Source organism: Pseudomonas frederiksbergensis, assembly GCF_000802155.2.
Lineage (GTDB): Bacteria > Pseudomonadota > Gammaproteobacteria > Pseudomonadales > Pseudomonadaceae > Aquipseudomonas > Aquipseudomonas frederiksbergensis_A.
Genome location: NZ_JQGJ02000001.1, coordinates 584014 through 602071, shown reverse-complemented (window position 1 = coordinate 602071; position 18058 = coordinate 584014). Strand labels below are relative to the sequence as shown.

Sequence of the window (18058 nt, the reverse complement as noted above, 5' to 3'; positions counted from 1 at the left end):
GTCTTAAGGGAAACCCTGTGCTTACGATCTACAACACGCTCACCAAGAGCAAAGAAGTCTTCAAGCCGCTGGATGGCAACAAGGTCCGCATGTACGTCTGCGGGATGACCGTGTACGACTACTGCCACATTGGTCATGGTCGCAGCATGGTCGCCTTCGACCTGGTAACCCGCTGGCTGCGATTCAGCGGTTATGACCTGACCTACGTGCGCAACATCACCGACATCGAAGACAAGATCATCAACCGTGCCCGCGAAAACGGCGAGCCCTACGATGCGCTGACCGAGCGCATGATCCAGGCCATGCACGAGGACGAGGCGCGCCTCAATATCCTCAAGCCGGACCTGGAGCCCCGCGCCACGGATCACATCCCTGGCATGCTGGCGATGATCCAGACCTTGATCGACAAGGGCTACGCCTACGCACCGGGCAATGGCGACGTGTATTACCGCGTCGCCAAGTTTCTGGGCTACGGCAAGTTGTCGCGCAAGAAAATCGAAGACTTGCGCATCGGCGCGCGCATCGAGGTCGATGAATCTAAAGAAGACCCGCTGGACTTCGTGCTCTGGAAAGGCGCCAAGCCAGGCGAGCCGAGCTGGGAGTCGCCATGGGGCGCCGGGCGTCCGGGCTGGCATATCGAATGCTCGGTGATGTCGACTTGCTGCCTGGGCGAGACCTTCGACATTCATGGCGGCGGCAGCGATCTGGAGTTTCCGCACCACGAAAACGAAATCGCCCAGAGCGAAGCGGCCACCGGCAAGACCTACGCCAACGCGTGGATGCATTGCGGCATGATTCGCATCAATGGCGAGAAGATGTCCAAATCCTTGAACAACTTCTTCACCATCCGCGATGTGCTCGAGAAATACCATCCAGAAGTCGTGCGTTACCTGCTGGTGTCGAGCCATTACCGCAGCGCCATTAATTACTCGGAAGACAACCTCAAGGACGCCAAGGGTGCCCTGGAGCGTTTCTACCATGCCCTGAAGGGCCTGCCCGCCGTGCCGCCCGCCGGTGGCGAAGCGTTCGTGGCGCGGTTTACCGAAGTGATGAACGATGACTTCGGCACGCCGGAAGCCTGCGCGGTGCTGTTCGAGATGGTGCGCGAAATCAACCGTTTGCGTGAGAGCGATCTCAATGCCGCGGCCGGTCTTGCGGCCCGCCTGAAAGAACTGGCCAACGTGTTGGGTGTGTTGCAGCTCCAAGCCGATGACTTCCTGCAGGCCGGTGCCGAAGGTCGCGTGGACGCCGCCGAGGTCGACGCGTTGATCCAGGCGCGCCTGACTGCGCGGGCGAACAAGGACTGGGCCGAATCCGACCGCATCCGCGACCAGCTCACCGCCATGGGCGTGGTGCTGGAAGACGGGAAGGGCGGGACGACCTGGCGCTTGGCGGACTAAGACCTTTTAGCGTACGCAATACCCTGTGGGAGCGGGCAAGCCCGCTCCCACTTTTTTTGCATTCCAGCCCTGGCAATCATTCTGCTATGAGCTAGTACTGTCAGGTCGCTTCGACGTTCACCCTGGCAGGAGCCTTCCCATGCTTGCTCATTGGTCTCTCGCGGCCATCCACCTCTTGGCATTCGCCCTCGGATTCTGGGCGGTGCTGACCCGCGGCACGGCGCTGCGACGCCTCGCCGGTGGCGCGGATGCAGTTCGAAATGTATTGGTTGCAGACAACGTATGGGGGCTGTCAGCGCTGGTGTTACTGGTGACAGGCGGGATGCGCGCTTTCGCCGGGTACGAAAAGGGCTCGGACTACTACCTGCATCAGCCGTTGTTTCACCTGAAAATGACGTTGTTCGTCTTGATCCTGTTGCTTGAAATCGCACCGATGATCGCCCTGATCAAATGGCGGATGGCGCTGGGCAAGGGCGCGGCGATCGACTCGTCGAGGGCTGGCCGCTTTGCACGGATCAGTCACCTGGAAGCGTTGCTGCTGATGTTGATGGTCGTGGCGGCCACGGGGATGGCCCGTGGCGTGCGCTTGGGCTGACCGGCACGAACGCCTGCTTCATCGCCATTAAAACGAAACGTCTGACAGCCATGGTATGAGGCATGCCAGTAGTATCGGTTTCGGGCTGGTCGGATCGATAAGGCGGGATTGGACAGGGTGCGGCTCGGTCGGCCTGCATCTTTAGCCAGCCATTGCGGCAATGCAAACGGGCTGGCTGCGGACTGCGGCAGGGCTCAGGGCGTTTGCGGCTTGTCAGGGGCAGTGAGGCCGGCCTGGATGCGCTGATAAATCTCTTCGCGATGCACCGCAACGTTTTTCGGGGCGTTGATGCCGATACGGACTTGTTGGCCGCTCACGCCCAGAATGGTGATCGTGATGTCGTCACCAATATTTATGCTTTCACCGACTTTGCGGGTGAGTATCAGCATGGTGTTCTCCTTGATTGCTTTATAGGGCACCTGATTCAGACAGTGCAGATGTCGGTACTGCTTATAGATTAGTGCTAAGTGTCACAATGTGGGTGCCTCTTTCTGACGTGCAGATGCTGCATTAATTCCCAGGGTGCGACTATACAGAGACGTTGGACAGGATTCTCGTGTTTTGCGCACTGTTTAGGGCGTTTCCGGCGAGTCTGGGTGCTAAAATCCCCGCTTCATGTCTTGCGGGGGAATCGTTGTGCGTAAATTGGCTTGGGTAATCGCGGTATTGGCGCTGGCAGGATGCGGGGAGGGGCGCGACGTCGAGGCACCGAAGCCGAAGCCGGCGGCCACCTCCACGCCGGCAGCTGCCGCAGCACCGCAGTGGGCTGTCGAGGTTCGAGGCCAGACGCCCCAGGCCGTCAGCGACCTGACCGGATGGCTGATCGAGCACAGCTTCATGTCCAGTGTCGTCAGGGAAAACGGCAAGGACCGGGTCCTGGTCGGGCCATTGGGATCCGAGGCTGAAGCTCAGGCGAAGCAGGAGCAGATCAACGCTGCGCTGGTGCGCGCCAAGAAGCGCAACATCGAGACCCTGGTCGTGGATTTTCCGCCAGCACTATAAACAGACAGAGCCAAACCTGTGGGAGCGAGCTCGCTCCCACAGTTGATTCTTGCTGCTCATATACGCCAGGTCAGCCGCAGGCCTTCAAGTTAACTGGCCCGACGAATTCGTTTCCTCGCCCCATGACACACGCGACGCTCTGGTTGCGCTGACGCTCCCAGGCCTGCACGGGATAGGTCTTGTCCCAGGCTTCATACAGGCGACGATCTTGTTTGGAGAGATGCAGCCCGTATTGTTTGCTCATGTAGAAATAGGTCCTGGCGATCATCCCTCGAATGGAGGGGCGGGGCATGACTTTCTTGGCCTTGAAGTCTACTTGGGTCAAGCACGAGCCGTATTGGCCTTTCTGCACTGGCAGCCAGCCGAAGCTGAAATTGCTGCGATCGCCATTGACCTCGCCGATGCTGGGCACCAGGTTGTGCAGGTCGGCTTCGGCCCGTTGATAGACCGGGTCATAGCGGGTGCAGTTCTTGCGCCCACCCTGTTGCCAGCACTGGCGCTGGTGGCCGATCTGCCAGGCCGGGACAATATGTTCCCACTCGATGCGGGCGGCGCGGTTGGCATTCTTGCGCGGCACGTAGCCGCAGGCCGCGAGGTCCACGCGATTGCCAGTGTATTTGCACCCGCAATAGAACTCGGTGGATTGAGGCGCATAGAGCTTCCAGGCGACTTTCTTGGCTTCGTTGAACGTGCGGGGTGCACCCGCCTGTGCGCCCGTGGCAACGAAGACGAGCAATAAAGCTAAACAGCGGAAATTCATCAGGTTCAATCTTCCTTCGGCACTACCCAGAAAACCTGCACACCGCCATCGTCGCGATAGGCGAGGGTCACGTTGTCGTTCTCATCGATTTCCGCCAGCAGGCGTTCCCATTCATCCACTGGCTCGTCGGGGAGACGAAAGATCAGGGCCGCCTTGGCATTTTGTGCGGTGGGAGCGTTTATGATTTTCGAAACCCGTAGGCCGAGGCGTGTATAGGAATCTAAGGGGGTAGTTGCAGCGGAGGGCGTGGCCACAGGATTGTCCTTATTAAGCTGTACGTGCATACAGTATTTAACCGTAGGCATTTACGCAACTGCTTAAATTTCAAGAAAATCGTCTGACAGCACTTTTTCCATTTTGATGTAGGAGGAAGACTCTTTTTTATCGAGCCTGATAAACACTGCGCAAATGGGTGTCTCGAGGTGCCCGACCGATATCGGTCGGGCGGGGACGATCAGTACTCCCAGAAAATCCGCTGCAATTGCTTGCTGTCCTGGGTCTTGGTCAGCGCGACCATTGCCAGGATCCGAGCCTTCTGAGGATTCAGGTCGTGGGCCACGACCCAGTCGTATTTGTCGTCAGGCTGCTCGGCGTTGCGCAGTACGAAACCACCGACATTGGCGTGGGACGAACGAATGATCTGCACGCCTTCCTTGCGCAAGGCCTGCAACGAAGGAACGACGCGCGAGGACACCGAACCGTTGCCGGTACCGGCGTGGATGATTGCCTTGGCGCCGGATTGGGCCAGGGCCTTGTACGCGGTGTCGCCGACGTTGCCGTAGGAGTAGGCAATTTCAACATCCGGCAGGCTCTTGATGGTCTTGATGTCGAACTCCGAGTCCATGGTATGACGCTTGGCCGGCAGGCGGAACCAGTAGGATTTTCCTTCGACCACCATGCCCAGCGGACCCCAAGGGCTTTTGAATGCCTCGGTCTTGATGTTGATCATCTTGCTGACATCGCGACCCGACTGGATTTCATCGTTCATGGTCACGAGCACGCCTTTGCCGCGCGCTTCCTGGCTGCTGGCGACGGCCACGGCGTTGTAGAGGTTGAGCATGCCATCGGCGGACATCGCGGTACCGGGCCGCATCGAGCCGACGACAATGATCGGTTTTTCGGTTTTCTCGACGAGGTTCAGGAAGTAGGCAGTCTCTTCCAGCGTGTCGGTACCGTGGGTGATGACGATGCCATCGACGTCCTTGCTGTCGGCCAGCTCGGCAACACGTCGACCCAGTTGCAGGAGATTGTCGTTGGTGATGCTCTCCGACGCGATCTGCATCACCTGTTCGCCACGCACGTTGGCCAGCCGGCTGAGTTCCGGTACGCCGGCGATCAGCTGTTCGATACCGACCTTGGCTGCCTGGTAGGTGGCGCTGTTGGCGGAGCTCGCGCCGGCACCGGCAATGGTGCCGCCCGTGGCAAGGATGACGACGTTGGAAAGCTTTTGCTCAGCCTGGGTTTCTTTTGCCTGAAGGGCGCTGGGCAGCAGGAGCATGAGGGCCAAGGCGCCCGGAACAAGAGTCTTGAAGGCAGATGTCATTATTTTTCTCTCTAGTCATGAGGATTCATCTAGATGCTTCGGCAGACCTGAATGCCGGAAGCACTGTTGCCAGAGCATGATCCGTACCAGTGCGCCGCTGGTGTGGGGCTGCCTTCTAACACCTTGAAAATAAAACGATATGTATTTTCTGGCGGATGCTTGCGGCGAGTGCCTGGACGGATTTCCGAACATCGTGTTGTTTGCTGTTCGGTTAACCGGAGGGGAGTGGTCTGAAGGACGGTTTCCTGAGAGTGATGCTAAAGAAAACCCGTTGACGGACGATCTTCCTTGTAGGAATTCATTCATGGAGTGAAACATGAGCATGTCAATCGGCTTGCCGAACGCCGCCGCCGTCACCATTGGCGGTAAAACCACAGCGACGGTGAATGCCCTGGGCGAGGCGAGCGAGGACGCCTTGGGTGAACGCCAGGTTCGCGCAGACCTTCGTACTGAAACCGAGAGCAAGACCGAAAAAAGCGACAGCACCCAAAGCATCGCCACGAAAATCCTGCTCAAGCGCATGCAGGAGCTACAGCAGCAATTGCGCGATCAACAACAGCAACTCGCCGCAGCACAGGCGCGCCCATATGCAACGCCTGAAGCCAGGACTACCGCTATCATGGCCATCCAGGGGCAGATCGCCGATACTACTGGCGCACTGCAGCAGGTCACGGGCAGCTTGATCAAGGAGCTGGTGAAGGAGTCCGGCTCCGGCGCGCTGGTCAATACCACTGCCTGATTCTGGACGTTGCGGATGAAACCGTAACGTTGACAAAACTCCGATGCTTTACCATAGTTCATTCCACGCAAACGTTTGCGCGATCGTCGTGCGACGATTTTTGCTCAAAATAATCATAAAATCGGAGTGAACCCATGAAGCTGCCATTCGCTGGACGCCTTCTCGCCGTCGCCATGCTCGCGGCTGCATCCGCTGCGCTGCCTTTCTCCTCGGCGCTCGCCCAGACGCCGGAAAAACCCAAGGTTGCCCTGGTCATGAAATCCCTGGCCAACGAGTTCTTCCTGACCATGGAAGACGGTGCCAAGGCTTACCAGAAGGAAAACTCCGCCGATTTCGACCTGATCTCCAACGGGATCAAGGATGAAACCGACACCGCCAACCAAATTCGTATCGTCGAGCAGATGATCGTCTCCAAGGTCAATGCGCTGGTGATCGCGCCTGCCGATTCCAAGGCGATGGTGCCGGTCATCAAGAAGGCCGTCGACGCCGGCATCACCGTAATCAACATTGACAACCAACTCGACCCGGCGGTGGTCAAGAGCAAGAACATCAACGTGCCGTTCGTAGGCCCTGACAACCGCAAGGGCGCTCGCCTGGTGGGTGAATACCTGGCCAAGCAGCTCAAGGCCGGCGACGAAGTGGGCATTATCGAAGGCGTGTCGACCACCACCAACGCCCAGGCGCGCACCGCGGGCTTCAAGGACGCAATGGAAGCGGCACAGATCAAGGTCGTTTCCCTGCAGTCCGGTGATTGGGAAATCAACAAGGGGAACCAGGTCGCCGCGTCGATGCTTAGCGAATACCCGAACATCAAGGCACTGCTGGCCGGTAACGACAGCATGGCGGTCGGCGCCGTCTCGGCCGTGCGCGCTGCGGGTAAGGCGGGCAAGGTGCAAGTAGTCGGCTACGACAACATCAACGCGATCAAGCCGATGCTCAAGGACGGTCGTGTCCTCGCGACCGCTGACCAGTTCGCTGCCAAGCAGGCTGTGTTCGGCATCGAGACCGCCCTGAAGATCATCAAGGGTGAAAAAGTCAACAATGGCACCAACGGCGTCATTGAAACTCCGGTCGAGCTGGTGACCAAGCCGTAACCCTGGCGACACAACGGCGCTCGCCCGTCCGGGCGGGCGCATTGGAGAGTTTGTTATGTCCGTTCGCGACCCGAACGCTGTCCTGTGCGTCAGCGGTATCGGCAAGACTTATGCCCAGCCGGTACTGAGCGATATCAACCTGACGTTGATGCGCGGTGAAGTGCTGGCGCTGACCGGCGAAAATGGTGCCGGCAAAAGTACCTTGTCCAAGATCATCGGCGGGCTGGTCACGCCGACGACCGGACAGATGCAGTTCCAAGGGCAGGACTATCGCCCCGGCAGCCGGACCCAGGCGGAAGAGCAGGGCGTGCGCATGGTGATGCAGGAACTCAACCTGCTGCCGACCCTCTCCGTGGCCGAGAACCTGTTTCTCGACAACCTGCCCAGCCATGGTGGCTGGATCAGCCGCAAGCAATTGCGCAAGGCGGCGATCGAGGCCATGGCCCAGGTGGGGCTCGATGCAATCGATCCCGACACGCTGGTCGGCGAGCTGGGGATCGGTCACCAGCAGATGGTGGAGATCGCCCGCAACCTGATCGGCGATTGCCATGTGCTGATCCTCGACGAACCGACCGCCATGCTGACAGCCCGCGAAGTCGAGATGCTCTTTGAGCAGATCACCCGCTTGCAGGCGCGTGGCGTGTCGATCATCTACATTTCCCATCGCCTCGAAGAATTGGCCCGTGTCGCCCAGCGCATTGCGGTGTTGCGCGATGGCAACCTGGTCTGCGTCGAGCCGATGGCCAACTACAACAGTGAGCAGTTGGTGACACTGATGGTCGGTCGGGAGCTGGGCGAGCACATCGACCTGGGCCCGCGCCAGATTGGCGCCCCCGCGCTGACCGTGAAGGGCCTGACCCGCTCCGACAAGGTCCGTGATGTGTCTTTCGAAGTTCGCAGCGGGGAAATCTTCGGTATTTCCGGGCTGATCGGGGCTGGGCGCACGGAACTGCTGCGGCTGATCTTTGGTGCCGATGTGGCTGATAGCGGCACGGTGGCGTTGGGCTTGCCAACCAACGTGGTCAGCATTCGCTCACCAGCCGATGCGGTGGCCCATGGCATCGCCTTGATCACCGAGGATCGCAAGGGCGAAGGCCTGCTGCTGACCCAATCCATCGCCGCCAACATTGCCCTGGGCAACATGCCGGAGATTTCCAGCGCCGGCCTGGTCGATGGCAGCGCGGAACAAGCCTTGGCGCAGCGGCAGATCGACGCCATGCGTATCCGCAGCTCCAGCCCGACGCAACTGGTGTCCGAACTGTCCGGCGGCAATCAACAGAAAGTGGTGATCGGTCGTTGGCTGGAGCGCGATTGTTCTGTACTGCTGTTCGATGAGCCAACCCGCGGTATCGACGTCGGCGCCAAATTCGATATTTATGCGTTGCTCGGTGAGTTGACTCGCCAGGGCAAGGCGTTGGTGGTGGTTTCCAGCGACCTGAGGGAATTGATGTTGATCTGTGATCGGATCGGCGTGCTCTCGGCCGGGCGCCTGATCGACACGTTCGAGCGCGACAGCTGGACCCAGGATGACTTGCTTGCCGCCGCGTTCGCCGGCTACCAGAAACGTGATGCGCTGCTCAACGAAGCGGCGCCTAGGGATCTCTCATGAAAACCGCACCTGCCGTCGGCAAATCCAATGGCAACTTTTATGGCCTCGGCACCTACCTGGGCCTGGCCGGCGCCTTGCTGGCCATGGTCGCGCTGTTCTCGGTCCTGAGCAGCCATTTCCTTTCCTATGACACCTTCAGCACCCTGGCCAACCAGATTCCCGACTTGATGGTGCTGGCGGTCGGCATGACGTTTATCCTGATCATCGGTGGCATCGACCTGTCGGTAGGCTCGGTGCTGGCGTTGGCGGCATCCACCGTCAGCGTGGCGGTACTCGGTTGGGGCTGGAGTGTCTGGCCGTCGGCCTTGCTCGGCATGGCCGTGGCGGCCTTGGCGGGTACGGTCACCGGTTCGATTACCGTGGCATGGCGCATCCCGTCGTTCATCGTCTCGCTGGGCGTGCTGGAAATGGCCCGGGGCCTTGCGTACCAGATGACCGGCTCGCGGACCGCCTATATCGGTGACTCCTTCGCTTGGCTGTCCAATCCGATCGCCTTCGGTATTTCGCCTTCGTTCATCATCGCCTTGCTGGTGATCTTCGTCGCCCAGGCGGTGCTGACCCGCACGGTGTTCGGCCGCTACCTGATCGGCATCGGCACCAACGAAGAAGCCGTGCGTTTGGCCGGCATCAACCCAAAACCCTACAAGATCCTGGTGTTCAGCCTGATGGGCTTGCTGGCCGGTGTCGCGGCGCTGTTCCAGATTTCGCGCCTGGAAGCGGCGGACCCCAACGCGGGTTCGGGACTCGAGTTGCAAGTTATCGCGGCCGTGGTCATTGGTGGCACCAGCCTGATGGGGGGGCGTGGTTCGGTGATCAGCACTTTCTTCGGCGTGCTGATCATTTCCGTGCTGGCGGCGGGCCTGGCCCAGATCGGCGCGACCGAGCCGACCAAACGCATCATTACCGGCGCGGTGATCGTGATTGCAGTGGTGCTCGATACGTACCGCAGCCAGCGCGCCAGTCGGCGGGCTTGAACCATGGCGACGATCAAGGATGTGGCGGCGCTCGCCGGGATTTCCTACACGACCGTGTCCCATGTGGTGAACAAGACGCGGCCGGTCAGTGACGAGGTGCGGCGCAAGGTGGAGGCCGCCATCGAGCGATTGGACTACGTGCCCAGTGCGGTGGCGCGCTCGCTCAAGGCCAAGACCACGGCCACCATTGGCCTGCTGGTGCCCAACAGCCTCAACCCGTACTTCGCCGAGCTGGCCCGCGGGATAGAGGATTACTGTGAGCGCAATGGTTACTGCGTGATCCTCTGCAATTCCGATGACAACCCGGACAAGCAGCGCAGTTATCTGCGGGTGCTGCTGGAAAAACGTATCGATGGATTGATCGTGGCGTCGGCCGGGGGCGATGTGGGCCTGGCCGAGGGCTTGACCAATGTGCGTACGCCGATGGTGATCGTGGACCGCGGCCTCGATGGAGTGGACGCGGACCTGGTCCGTATCGACCATGAATATGGTGCCTACCTGGCAACCCGGCATCTGCTGGACCTGGGACATCGCGACATTGCCTTTATCGGCGGCCCCGCGGACACCAGCGTGGCGCAAATGCGCCTGGCGGGTTACTGCCGTGCACTGGAAGAGGCGGGAATCGAGCTGCCCGTCGAGCGCATGCTCGAAAGCGATTTCACCAGTATCGGCGGTTACCGGGCGGCGGCCCGACTGCTTGAGCAGCAGCCACCCAGTGCGATTTTCGCGGCCAACGACATGATTGGCATCGGTGCATTGCGCGCCGCCGCCGAACGCAACGTCCGCGTGCCCAGCGAATTGTCGATCATCGGCTTCGATGACATCCAGATGAGCCGTTACGTCTACCCGGCGCTCACCACGGTAGGGCAGTCGATCCTGGACCTGGGGGAGATGGCGGCCGAGGTGCTGCTTCGGCGGATCGCAACGCCGGGGCTTGCCACTGATCAGCGGATCGTGACGCCGAGCATTGTCTTGCGGGAATCGACTGCGCCGTTGTCCGGTACATTCGCCCAATACCGCTGAACCGAATTGACGAGTAATGATGTATGCCAGCAAAAGTAGTGGTAATAGGCAGTCTGAACATGGACCTGGTGACGCGCGCGCCGCGTCTGCCCCGTGGTGGCGAAACGCTGATCGGAGAGTCGTTCTCCACCATCCCGGGCGGCAAGGGCGCCAACCAGGCGGTGGCTGCCGCGCGCCTGGGTGCGCAAGTGGCCATGGTCGGTTGCGTCGGCAATGACGCTTATGGGCAGCAGTTGCGTGGTGCGTTGCTGGCCGAGGGCATCGATTGTCAGGCGGTCAGCGTGGTGGAGGGGGCCAGCGGCGTGGCGCTGATTGTGGTCGACGACAACAGCCAGAACGCGATCGTTATCGTCGCCGGCGCCAACGGTGAGCTGACGCCCAGCGTCCTCGACAGTTTCGACGCAGTGCTGCAAGGCGCTGACGTGATCGTCTGCCAGCTAGAAGTGCCGGATGCCACTGTCGGGCATGCGCTCAAGCGCGGCCGTGAGCTCGGCAAGATCGTCATCCTCAACCCGGCGCCGGCCTCCCACGCCTTGCCGAGCGACTGGTATGCCTACGTCGACTACCTGATCCCCAACGAAAGCGAGGCGATGGTGCTCAGTGGCCTGGCCGTGGATTCCCTGGAAACCGCCGAAGCGGCGGCGACGCAATTGATCGCGGCCGGTGCCGGCAAGGTGATCGTAACGCTGGGGGGGCAGGGGTTGATGTTCGCCAACGGAACGAGCTTCGAACACTTCCCGGCGCCGCGGGTCAAGGCGGTGGACACCACGGCGGCCGGCGATACGTTTGTCGGCGGCTTCGCGGCGGCCTTGGCAAATGGCAAGGACGAAGTCGAGGCCATTCGTTTCGGCCAGGTCGCCGCTGCGCTGTCGGTCACCCGCGCGGGCGCGCAGCCTTCCATTCCCGCATTGCTTGAAGTACAGGCGTTCGAATCATGAAAAAGACCCCTTTGTTGAATATTGCCTTGTCACGCCTGATCGCCTCGCTCGGCCACGGCGACAAGGTGGTGATCGGTGACGCTGGGCTGCCGGTGCCGCCGCACGTCGAATTGATCGACCTTGCGTTGACCCATGGCATCCCCGATTTTGTCAGTACCTTGAACGTGCTGCTCAGTGAGATGCAGGTCGAAAGCCATGTGCTGGCCGAGGAAATCCTCGACAGGCAACCGTCAGCACTCGCCACGTTGGAGGCGCTGCATGCCGAAGGCGCGCTGGGTTCGCGGGAGTTGGTGAGCCACGAGCAATTCAAGGTCCTTACGCGCGAGGCGAGGGCGATCATTCGCACCGGAGAATGCTCTCCGTATTGCAACGTGGTGCTGATCGCTGGCGTCACGTTCTAGATTTCATCCACCTGCACAAGGAGTGCGCCATGCACCGCTATGCTCGGAAAATGCGTCAACTGTTGCGGAGTCTGCTGCTTTTGTCATTCATTACGACTACTAGCGCCCAGGCGGCAGAAAAAATCGACTTGATCATCGACACCGATCCAGGCGCCGACGATGTGGTTGCGCTGTTGTTCGCCCTGGCATCTCCCGAGGAGCTGCACATTCGCGCCTTGACCACCGTGGCGGGCAACGTGCGGCTGGACAAGACATCGCGCAACGCTCGCCTGGCCCGTGAGTGGGCGGGGCGCGAAGAGGTGCCGGTCTATGCCGGTGCGCCGAAACCGTTGATGCGCACGCCCATCTACGCGGAAAACATCCATGGCAAGGAGGGTTTGTCGGGTGTCACCGTGCATGAGCCGAAGAAAGGCTTGGCCGAAGGCAATGCCGTCAATTACCTGATCGAGACGCTCAAGGCAGCCAAGCCCCACAGCATCACCATTGCCATGCTCGGTCCACAGACCAACCTGGCGTTGGCGCTGGTCCAAGAGCCTGGGATCGTCCAGGGCATCAAGGAAGTGGTGATCATGGGTGGCGCGCACTTCAACGGCGGCAATATCACGCCGGTGGCCGAATTCAATCTGTATGCCGATCCCCAGGCGGCGGAGATCGTCGCCAAAAGCGGTGTGAAGCTGACCTATCTGCCGTTGGACGTGACCCACAAGATCCTCACCAGCGAGGCGCGCCTGAAGCAGATCGCAGCACTGAACAATAATGCGAGCAAGTTGGTCGGCGACATTCTCAACGAATACGTCAAGGGCGACATGGAGCATTACGGCATGACAGGCGGGCCGGTGCATGACGCGACCGTGATCGCCTACCTGCTCAAGCCGCAGTTGTTTAGCGGGCGTTCGGTCAACCTGGTGGTGGACAGTCGTGAAGGCCCGACTTTCGGGCAGACCGTCGTCGATTGGTACGACGGCCTGAAAGCGCCAAAGAATGCGTTCTGGGTGAAGGATGGCGATGCCCAGGGGTTCTTCGATCTGCTGACCGAGCGATTGGCGCGTCTCAAGTAACCCATCTGGTGCCGGCCCCGCAGGTTTAGGCCTGTGGGAGCCTTATTCAGTCGTCTCGATCATGCTCGGGTAGCGTTCGAACGCCTGCTTGACGAAGTTCTGCGCGGCTTGCGTTCCCAGTTCCTTGACCAGTAGCTCAATGCTGATGATCGCCAGTTCTTCCGGGCTGCCTGGGCTGTATGAGCTGTGACCCTGCGCCCATTTTGCGTTGATGGTGGCTTCGATGCTGACGATGCTCATGGCGGGGCTCGCAGGTTGGGAGGTCTGTAGGCTGAGTTAACCATTTTTGAAGTGCGTTTGGCAGTGCGACTTAGGCATCAGGCGAGCCCTGTGCGACACTCGGTTTTTTATTTTTCGCGGGAGCCCCAGCGTGCAGATCGACTTGAAGGATCCTGAGAAATTCACCCTGGAGGCGGTGCGTGATCTGCTGGCTTGCGCCAGTGATGACGAGCATACCCAGTTGCGTGTGACCAAGGACGGTATCGCCTATATTTCTTCAGGTGTCGTAGGGGGCGCCGACATCCAGGGTTTGCTGTTCCGGCTTGAAACGTGGGCGAAGGGCTCGGGGTACGTCGGAAAAATCGCGGCAAGCGATGAGGTCTGGGTCATGCAGATCTACAACGCATTGAAAGAGAACTGGCCGAACCCGCCTTTCGATTACATCGACATTTACTAAGTGCCATTCATATTCAGTCACGATTCAGCAGTGAACAGTGGGCAGGGCTCAGGCAAACTGCCGTTTTTTCCGAGTGAGGGCACGATGATGGCCTTGGTGTTGAAACCAAGTTTCGTTTGGGTTGTCGCACGCTCTCTGGTAATTCATTGAAAAAGGAGGCTTCATGCCTTGGAAGCTCGCGTCATTGAGTACTTTGCTGGCCGCTGCGCTCTTGAGCGGTTGCAGCAGCACGTCCGAATCGACCCCTGATCCTGTGGCGGCCGACACCGGGCACAGCCGCTGCGAGGCGAAGGCTGCCGAGTTCGCGATTGGAAAGCAGGCCTCGCCCCAGTTGCTGGAACAGGCACGAACCCGTTCCGGTGCGCAAAACGCCCGTATCCTCAAGCCCAACGACATGGTGACGCTTGAGTACCGTTCCGATCGCCTGAATCTCAACACCGATGCGAACCTGGTGGTCAACCGGGTGAATTGCGGCTAAGGGCTTTTTAGCTGGCCATAAAAAACCCCGTCACATGGACGGGGTTTTTTTAGCGCGCCGGGAAATTACTCTGGGCGAACTTGTGCAGCTTGCATACCCTTTTGGCCTTTCTCAGCCACGAAGGAAACGGTCTGGCCTTCTTTCAGGCTTTTGAAACCGTCGCTTTCGATAGCTTTGAAGTGTACGAACAGGTCGTCACCGCCACCTTGAGGAGTGATGAAGCCGAAGCCTTTTTCATCGTTGAACCATTTAACGGTGCCGGTTTGGCGATTAGACATGGTGTATCTCCAAGAAACATATATTTTCAGTGTACTGTGCTGCTCAGGCCAACTGGGCACACCCGGGTATCATAGTCGAAATGTTCGATTTGGGAGCCCCCCGGACGAGCTGTTTGCCAATCAGTCGTGTTTTCTTTACCGTCGGATCGGGCTGAAAGCCCCGGTTTAAAAGGCTTTCAGCCGAACGTAAAGACATTAAAAAAAGCTGAAAAACCTGCGTAAATCGTAGGAAAAAGCGCTTATTCAAGCCTTTTTATCCCTGTCAGGCGCCTTCCCAGCGCCCAATTCCTTATTTTTTCGCCGGCGAATTAGCCTTGCATTTAGCGATCTGGCCGAGTGCTTTCTGTTGCAGTTCCGGGGTGGCCTTGTTGTCCATCAACGCCTGGATATCCCTGGCTGGGTAGGATTTGATCGCGTCGGCGCCGCAGGCACAGTGGGATTTGGCGGCTGCCGCGCCGATCTGTGGCGTTGCCGTCTGGGTGCACTGGGCCATGTATTTTTCGCGCTCGCCTTTTGGCCATTCGGCATGGGCGGTCAATGGCAACAGCAGGGCGAGTGGGCCGACTACTGCGAAAAACGTGTTCAGACGCATGCTGGGATGCTCCTTTCGGGTCGATGTCTTGTTATCTGAGGGGTTGCAGGCGCTTCAGTTCAGCACTTTGGCATAAAAGCCGGGGTTTTACGCTCGCTTGAATGCAAGCGCGGCGATGACCGTTCATCTGTGCTAGGATGCCGGGCTCGGGTATTTTTCAGGCTCCGGATGACGACAGGTCCCGGTGGCGGTAAATGTTCGATTAACCCTGATTTGAATCCCAGTCACTCTGGTTCGGTTTTCCCGGTTGGCCGCAAGGCTCCTGCCGCTGTAAGGCAGGCGTTCGTCATTGAATGGCCTGGACTGGATCTTGTACTGGCTCATCCCAACCCACGTGACCTTTGGTAGGGGTCACCACTAGGAGAGGAGGCGCCATGCCAACTATTACTCTTCCCGACGGCAGTCAACGTTCATTCGACCACCCGGTTTCCGTAGCCGAGGTCGCCGCATCCATTGGCGCGGGCCTGGCCAAGGCCACCCTGGCCGGCAAGGTAAACGGCAAACTGGTCGATGCCAGTGATGTCATCGACAGCGATGCCACGCTGCAAATCATCACGCCAAAGGATGAAGAGGGGCTGGAGATCATTCGCCACTCTTGCGCACATCTGGTCGGCCATGCGGTCAAGCAGCTGTACCCGAGCGCGAAGATGGTCATCGGGCCGGTCATCGACGAAGGCTTCTATTACGACATTGCCTTCGAGCGTCCTTTTACCCCGGACGACATGGCAGCGATCGAACAGCGCATGCAGCAGCTGATCGAAAAAGATTACGACGTCATCAAGAAAGTCACTCCGCGCGCCGAAGTCATCGAAGTATTCAAGGCCCGTGGCGAGGATTACAAGCTGCGTCTGGTTGAAGACATGCCGGACGAGCAGGCCATGGGCCTGTACTACCACGAAGAATACGTCGACATGTGCCGTGGCCCCCACGTGCCGAACACACGTTTCCTCAAATCCTTCAAGCTGACCAAGCTGTCCGGCGCCTACTGGCGTGGCGATGCGAAGAACGAGCAATTGCAGCGCGTCTACGGCACCGCCTGGGCGGATAAGAAGCAACTTGCCGCCTACATCCAGCGTATCGAAGAAGCCGAGAAACGCGATCACCGCAAGATCGGCAAGCGCCTGGGCCTTTTCCATACCCAGGAAGAATCTCCGGGCATGGTGTTCTGGCACCCGAACGGCTGGACGATGTATCAGGTGCTCGAGCAGTACATGCGCCAGGTCCAGCGTGAAAACGGCTATCTGGAAATCAAGACGCCGCAAGTGGTCGACCGTAGCCTGTGGGAGAAATCCGGGCACTGGGCCAACTACGCCGACAACATGTTCACCACCCAGTCGGAAAACCGCGACTACGCCATCAAGCCAATGAACTGCCCTTGCCATGTGCAAGTGTTCAACCAAGGCCTGAAGAGCTACCGTGAGTTGCCGATGCGCCTGGCCGAGTTCGGTGCCTGCCACCGTAACGAGCCATCGGGCGCGCTGCACGGCATCATGCGCGTGCGGGCATTTACCCAGGATGACGCGCACATCTTCTGCACCGAAGAGCAGATGCAGGCCGAATCCGCTGCGTTCATCAAGCTGACCATGGACGTCTATCGCGACTTCGGCTTCACCGAAGTCGAAATGAAGCTGTCCACTCGTCCGGAAAAGCGCGTCGGTTCCGACGAGCTGTGGGATCGCGCCGAGGCCGCCCTGGCCGCCGCCCTTGATAGCGCGGGCCTTGCATACGATCTGCAGCCGGGCGAGGGCGCTTTCTACGGTCCGAAAATTGAATTCTCGCTGAAAGATTGCCTCGGTCGCGTCTGGCAATGTGGTACCTTGCAGCTCGATTTCAACCTGCCGATCCGTCTGGGCGCTGAATATGTGTCCGAAGACAACAGCCGCAAGCACCCGGTCATGCTTCACCGCGCGATCCTCGGTTCCTTCGAGCGTTTCGTCGGGATCTTGATCGAACATTACGAGGGCGCGTTCCCCGCGTGGCTGGCGCCGACCCAGGCAGTGATCATGAATATCACTGATAAACAGGCAGATTTTGCCGCCGAGGTCGAAAAAACTCTCAATCAAAGCGGATTTCGTGCCAAGTCCGACTTGAGAAATGAAAAGATCGGCTTTAAAATCCGCGAGCATACTTTGCTCAAGGTTCCTTTTCTCTTGGTTATCGGAGATCGGGAGGTCGAGATGCAGACTGTCGCTGTGCGTACTCGTGAAGGTGCTGACCTGGGCTCGATGCCCGTCGCCGAATTCGCTGAGTTTCTCGCGCAAGCGGTTTCCCGGCGTGGTCGCCCAGATTCGGAGTAATTATTATTAAGCGTGAAATGAGACAAGATAAACGAGCTGCACCGAAAGCCCCGATCAACGAGAATATCTCGGCACGCGAGGTTCGGTTAATTGGCGCTGATGGCGAGCAGATTGGCATCGTCTCGATTGATGAAGCGCTTCGTATTGCTGAAGAAGCAAAGCTTGATCTGGTGGAAATCTCCGCCGACGCAGTCCCACCCGTTTGCCGGGTGATGGACTACGGCAAGTCGATCTTCGAGAAAAAGAAGCAGATTGCCGCGGCGAAGAAAAACCAGAAGCAGATTCAGGTAAAAGAAATCAAGTTTCGTCCAGGGACGGAGGAAGGGGATTACCAGGTAAAACTGCGCAACCTGGTACGTTTCCTGAGTGACGGGGACAGGGCCAAGGTATCCTTGCGATTCCGCGGCCGTGAGATGGCCCACCAGGAGCTGGGGATGGAACTCCTCAAGCGGGTTGAACAAGACCTGCTCGAGTACGGTTCGGTCGAACAGCATCCTAAGATGGAAGGACGCCAGCTGATAATGGTCATCGCCCCGAAAAAGAAGAAGTAATCACCAGGGCACGGCAGGCCTTGCGATTATGTTTATCAACTGAATGCGGA

22 protein-coding genes are annotated in these 18058 nt (G+C 59.1%); 15 read left to right on the top strand and 7 right to left on the bottom strand.

The annotated features are described in order from the left end of the window. The first annotated feature begins 17 nt into the window (after positions 1 to 17). Positions 18 to 1400, top strand: coding sequence for a cysteine--tRNA ligase (gene cysS, locus JZ00_RS02710; RefSeq protein WP_039592814.1), 1383 nt, complete (start codon positions 18 to 20; stop codon positions 1398 to 1400). 139 nt (positions 1401 to 1539) lie between these two features. Beyond that, on the top strand, positions 1540 to 1995 hold the full coding sequence (locus JZ00_RS02705) for a DUF2214 family protein (protein ID WP_039592815.1): 456 nt from the start codon (positions 1540 to 1542) through the stop codon (positions 1993 to 1995). Positions 1996 to 2189: 194 nt separating this feature from the next. Here JZ00_RS02705 and csrA read toward each other — a convergent pair whose 3' ends face one another. Next, the gene (gene csrA / locus JZ00_RS02700) at positions 2190 to 2384 is read right to left on the bottom strand and encodes a carbon storage regulator CsrA (RefSeq protein ID WP_003179932.1); all 195 of its coding nucleotides are present in this window, start codon (positions 2382 to 2384) and stop codon (positions 2190 to 2192) included. A gap of 247 nt (positions 2385 to 2631) precedes the next feature. Here csrA and JZ00_RS02695 point away from each other — a divergent pair, with 247 nt between their 5' ends. Continuing rightward, positions 2632 to 2997 (top strand): hypothetical protein, encoded by a 366-nt coding sequence (locus tag JZ00_RS02695; RefSeq protein ID WP_039592816.1) that lies wholly within the window; start codon positions 2632 to 2634, stop codon positions 2995 to 2997. A 70-nt stretch (positions 2998 to 3067) separates the two neighbouring features. Here the strand turns inward: JZ00_RS02695 and JZ00_RS02690 are convergent, their stop codons facing one another. The 3 genes from JZ00_RS02690 to JZ00_RS02680 all read right to left on the bottom strand — a co-directional run bounded on the left by JZ00_RS02690 (position 3068) and on the right by JZ00_RS02680 (position 5300). After that, the gene (locus JZ00_RS02690; RefSeq protein ID WP_039592817.1) at positions 3068 to 3757 is read right to left on the bottom strand and encodes an endonuclease; all 690 of its coding nucleotides are present in this window, start codon (positions 3755 to 3757) and stop codon (positions 3068 to 3070) included. Between the two features lie 5 nt (positions 3758 to 3762). Then, complete coding sequence (locus tag JZ00_RS02685) at positions 3763 to 4062, bottom strand: DUF1654 domain-containing protein (protein WP_045155601.1); 300 nt, start codon at positions 4060 to 4062, stop codon at positions 3763 to 3765. Between the two features lie 149 nt (positions 4063 to 4211). Then, positions 4212 to 5300: an asparaginase gene (locus JZ00_RS02680; RefSeq protein WP_039592818.1), complete on the bottom strand. Its 1089-nt coding sequence runs from the start codon at positions 5298 to 5300 to the stop codon at positions 4212 to 4214. A gap of 316 nt (positions 5301 to 5616) precedes the next feature. On the opposite strand from JZ00_RS02680, the gene JZ00_RS02675 reads away from it, so the two are divergent. The 8 genes from JZ00_RS02675 to JZ00_RS02640 all read left to right on the top strand — a co-directional run bounded on the left by JZ00_RS02675 (position 5617) and on the right by JZ00_RS02640 (position 13136). Next, on the top strand, positions 5617 to 6039 hold the full coding sequence (locus tag JZ00_RS02675; RefSeq protein ID WP_039592819.1) for a hypothetical protein: 423 nt from the start codon (positions 5617 to 5619) through the stop codon (positions 6037 to 6039). A 134-nt stretch (positions 6040 to 6173) separates the two neighbouring features. Further along, positions 6174 to 7133, top strand: a complete 960-nt coding sequence (locus JZ00_RS02670) for a sugar ABC transporter substrate-binding protein (protein ID WP_039592820.1) — start codon at positions 6174 to 6176, stop codon at positions 7131 to 7133. A 55-nt stretch (positions 7134 to 7188) separates the two neighbouring features. Then, entirely contained in the window at positions 7189 to 8742 is a 1554-nt protein-coding gene (locus tag JZ00_RS02665) for a sugar ABC transporter ATP-binding protein (protein ID WP_039592821.1), read from the top strand. After that, positions 8739 to 9716: an ABC transporter permease gene (locus JZ00_RS02660; protein ID WP_039592822.1), complete on the top strand. Its 978-nt coding sequence runs from the start codon at positions 8739 to 8741 to the stop codon at positions 9714 to 9716. Before JZ00_RS02665 ends, JZ00_RS02660 begins: the two co-directional genes overlap by 4 nt. A 3-nt stretch (positions 9717 to 9719) precedes the next feature. Next, the gene (locus JZ00_RS02655; protein WP_039592823.1) at positions 9720 to 10739 is read left to right on the top strand and encodes a LacI family DNA-binding transcriptional regulator; all 1020 of its coding nucleotides are present in this window, start codon (positions 9720 to 9722) and stop codon (positions 10737 to 10739) included. 23 nt (positions 10740 to 10762) lie between these two features. Next, a complete protein-coding gene (rbsK, locus tag JZ00_RS02650; RefSeq protein WP_039592824.1) occupies positions 10763 to 11677 on the top strand; it encodes a ribokinase in 915 nt (304 codons plus the stop codon). Further along, positions 11674 to 12078, top strand: a complete 405-nt coding sequence (gene rbsD, locus JZ00_RS02645; protein ID WP_039592825.1) for a D-ribose pyranase — start codon at positions 11674 to 11676, stop codon at positions 12076 to 12078. The genes rbsK and rbsD overlap by 4 nt, the downstream gene beginning before the upstream one ends. 29 nt (positions 12079 to 12107) lie before the next feature. Next, positions 12108 to 13136: a nucleoside hydrolase gene (locus tag JZ00_RS02640; RefSeq protein WP_039592826.1), complete on the top strand. Its 1029-nt coding sequence runs from the start codon at positions 12108 to 12110 to the stop codon at positions 13134 to 13136. Between the two features lie 42 nt (positions 13137 to 13178). Here JZ00_RS02640 and JZ00_RS02635 read toward each other — a convergent pair whose 3' ends face one another. After that, positions 13179 to 13376 carry a hypothetical protein gene (locus tag JZ00_RS02635; RefSeq protein ID WP_039592827.1) on the bottom strand — a complete coding sequence of 66 codons (198 nt, stop codon included), beginning with the start codon at positions 13374 to 13376 and terminating at the stop codon, positions 13179 to 13181. A 130-nt stretch (positions 13377 to 13506) separates the two neighbouring features. Between JZ00_RS02635 and JZ00_RS02630 the strand changes: the two genes are divergently transcribed. Both JZ00_RS02630 and JZ00_RS02625 read left to right on the top strand, forming a co-directional pair. Next, the gene (locus JZ00_RS02630; RefSeq protein WP_039592828.1) at positions 13507 to 13812 is read left to right on the top strand and encodes a hypothetical protein; all 306 of its coding nucleotides are present in this window, start codon (positions 13507 to 13509) and stop codon (positions 13810 to 13812) included. Positions 13813 to 13975: 163 nt separating this feature from the next. After that, positions 13976 to 14290, top strand: coding sequence for an I78 family peptidase inhibitor (locus JZ00_RS02625; RefSeq protein ID WP_039592829.1), 315 nt, complete (start codon positions 13976 to 13978; stop codon positions 14288 to 14290). Positions 14291 to 14355: 65 nt separating this feature from the next. On the opposite strand, the gene JZ00_RS02620 is transcribed toward JZ00_RS02625, so the two are convergent. Together JZ00_RS02620 and JZ00_RS02615 are read right to left on the bottom strand one after the other, a co-directional pair. Beyond that, positions 14356 to 14568, bottom strand: a complete 213-nt coding sequence (locus tag JZ00_RS02620; RefSeq protein WP_003179963.1) for a cold-shock protein — start codon at positions 14566 to 14568, stop codon at positions 14356 to 14358. Between the two features lie 289 nt (positions 14569 to 14857). Then, positions 14858 to 15160 carry a hypothetical protein gene (locus tag JZ00_RS02615; RefSeq protein ID WP_039592830.1) on the bottom strand — a complete coding sequence of 101 codons (303 nt, stop codon included), beginning with the start codon at positions 15158 to 15160 and terminating at the stop codon, positions 14858 to 14860. A 374-nt stretch (positions 15161 to 15534) separates the two neighbouring features. On the opposite strand from JZ00_RS02615, the gene thrS reads away from it, so the two are divergent. Together thrS and infC are read left to right on the top strand one after the other, a co-directional pair. Then, positions 15535 to 17457 (top strand): threonine--tRNA ligase, encoded by a 1923-nt coding sequence (gene thrS, locus JZ00_RS02610; RefSeq protein ID WP_024779373.1) that lies wholly within the window; start codon positions 15535 to 15537, stop codon positions 17455 to 17457. Continuing rightward, the gene (gene infC / locus JZ00_RS02605) at positions 17457 to 18008 is read left to right on the top strand and encodes a translation initiation factor IF-3 (protein WP_169432615.1); all 552 of its coding nucleotides are present in this window, start codon (positions 17457 to 17459) and stop codon (positions 18006 to 18008) included. Before thrS ends, infC begins: the two co-directional genes overlap by 1 nt. Positions 18009 to 18058 lie beyond the last annotated feature (50 nt).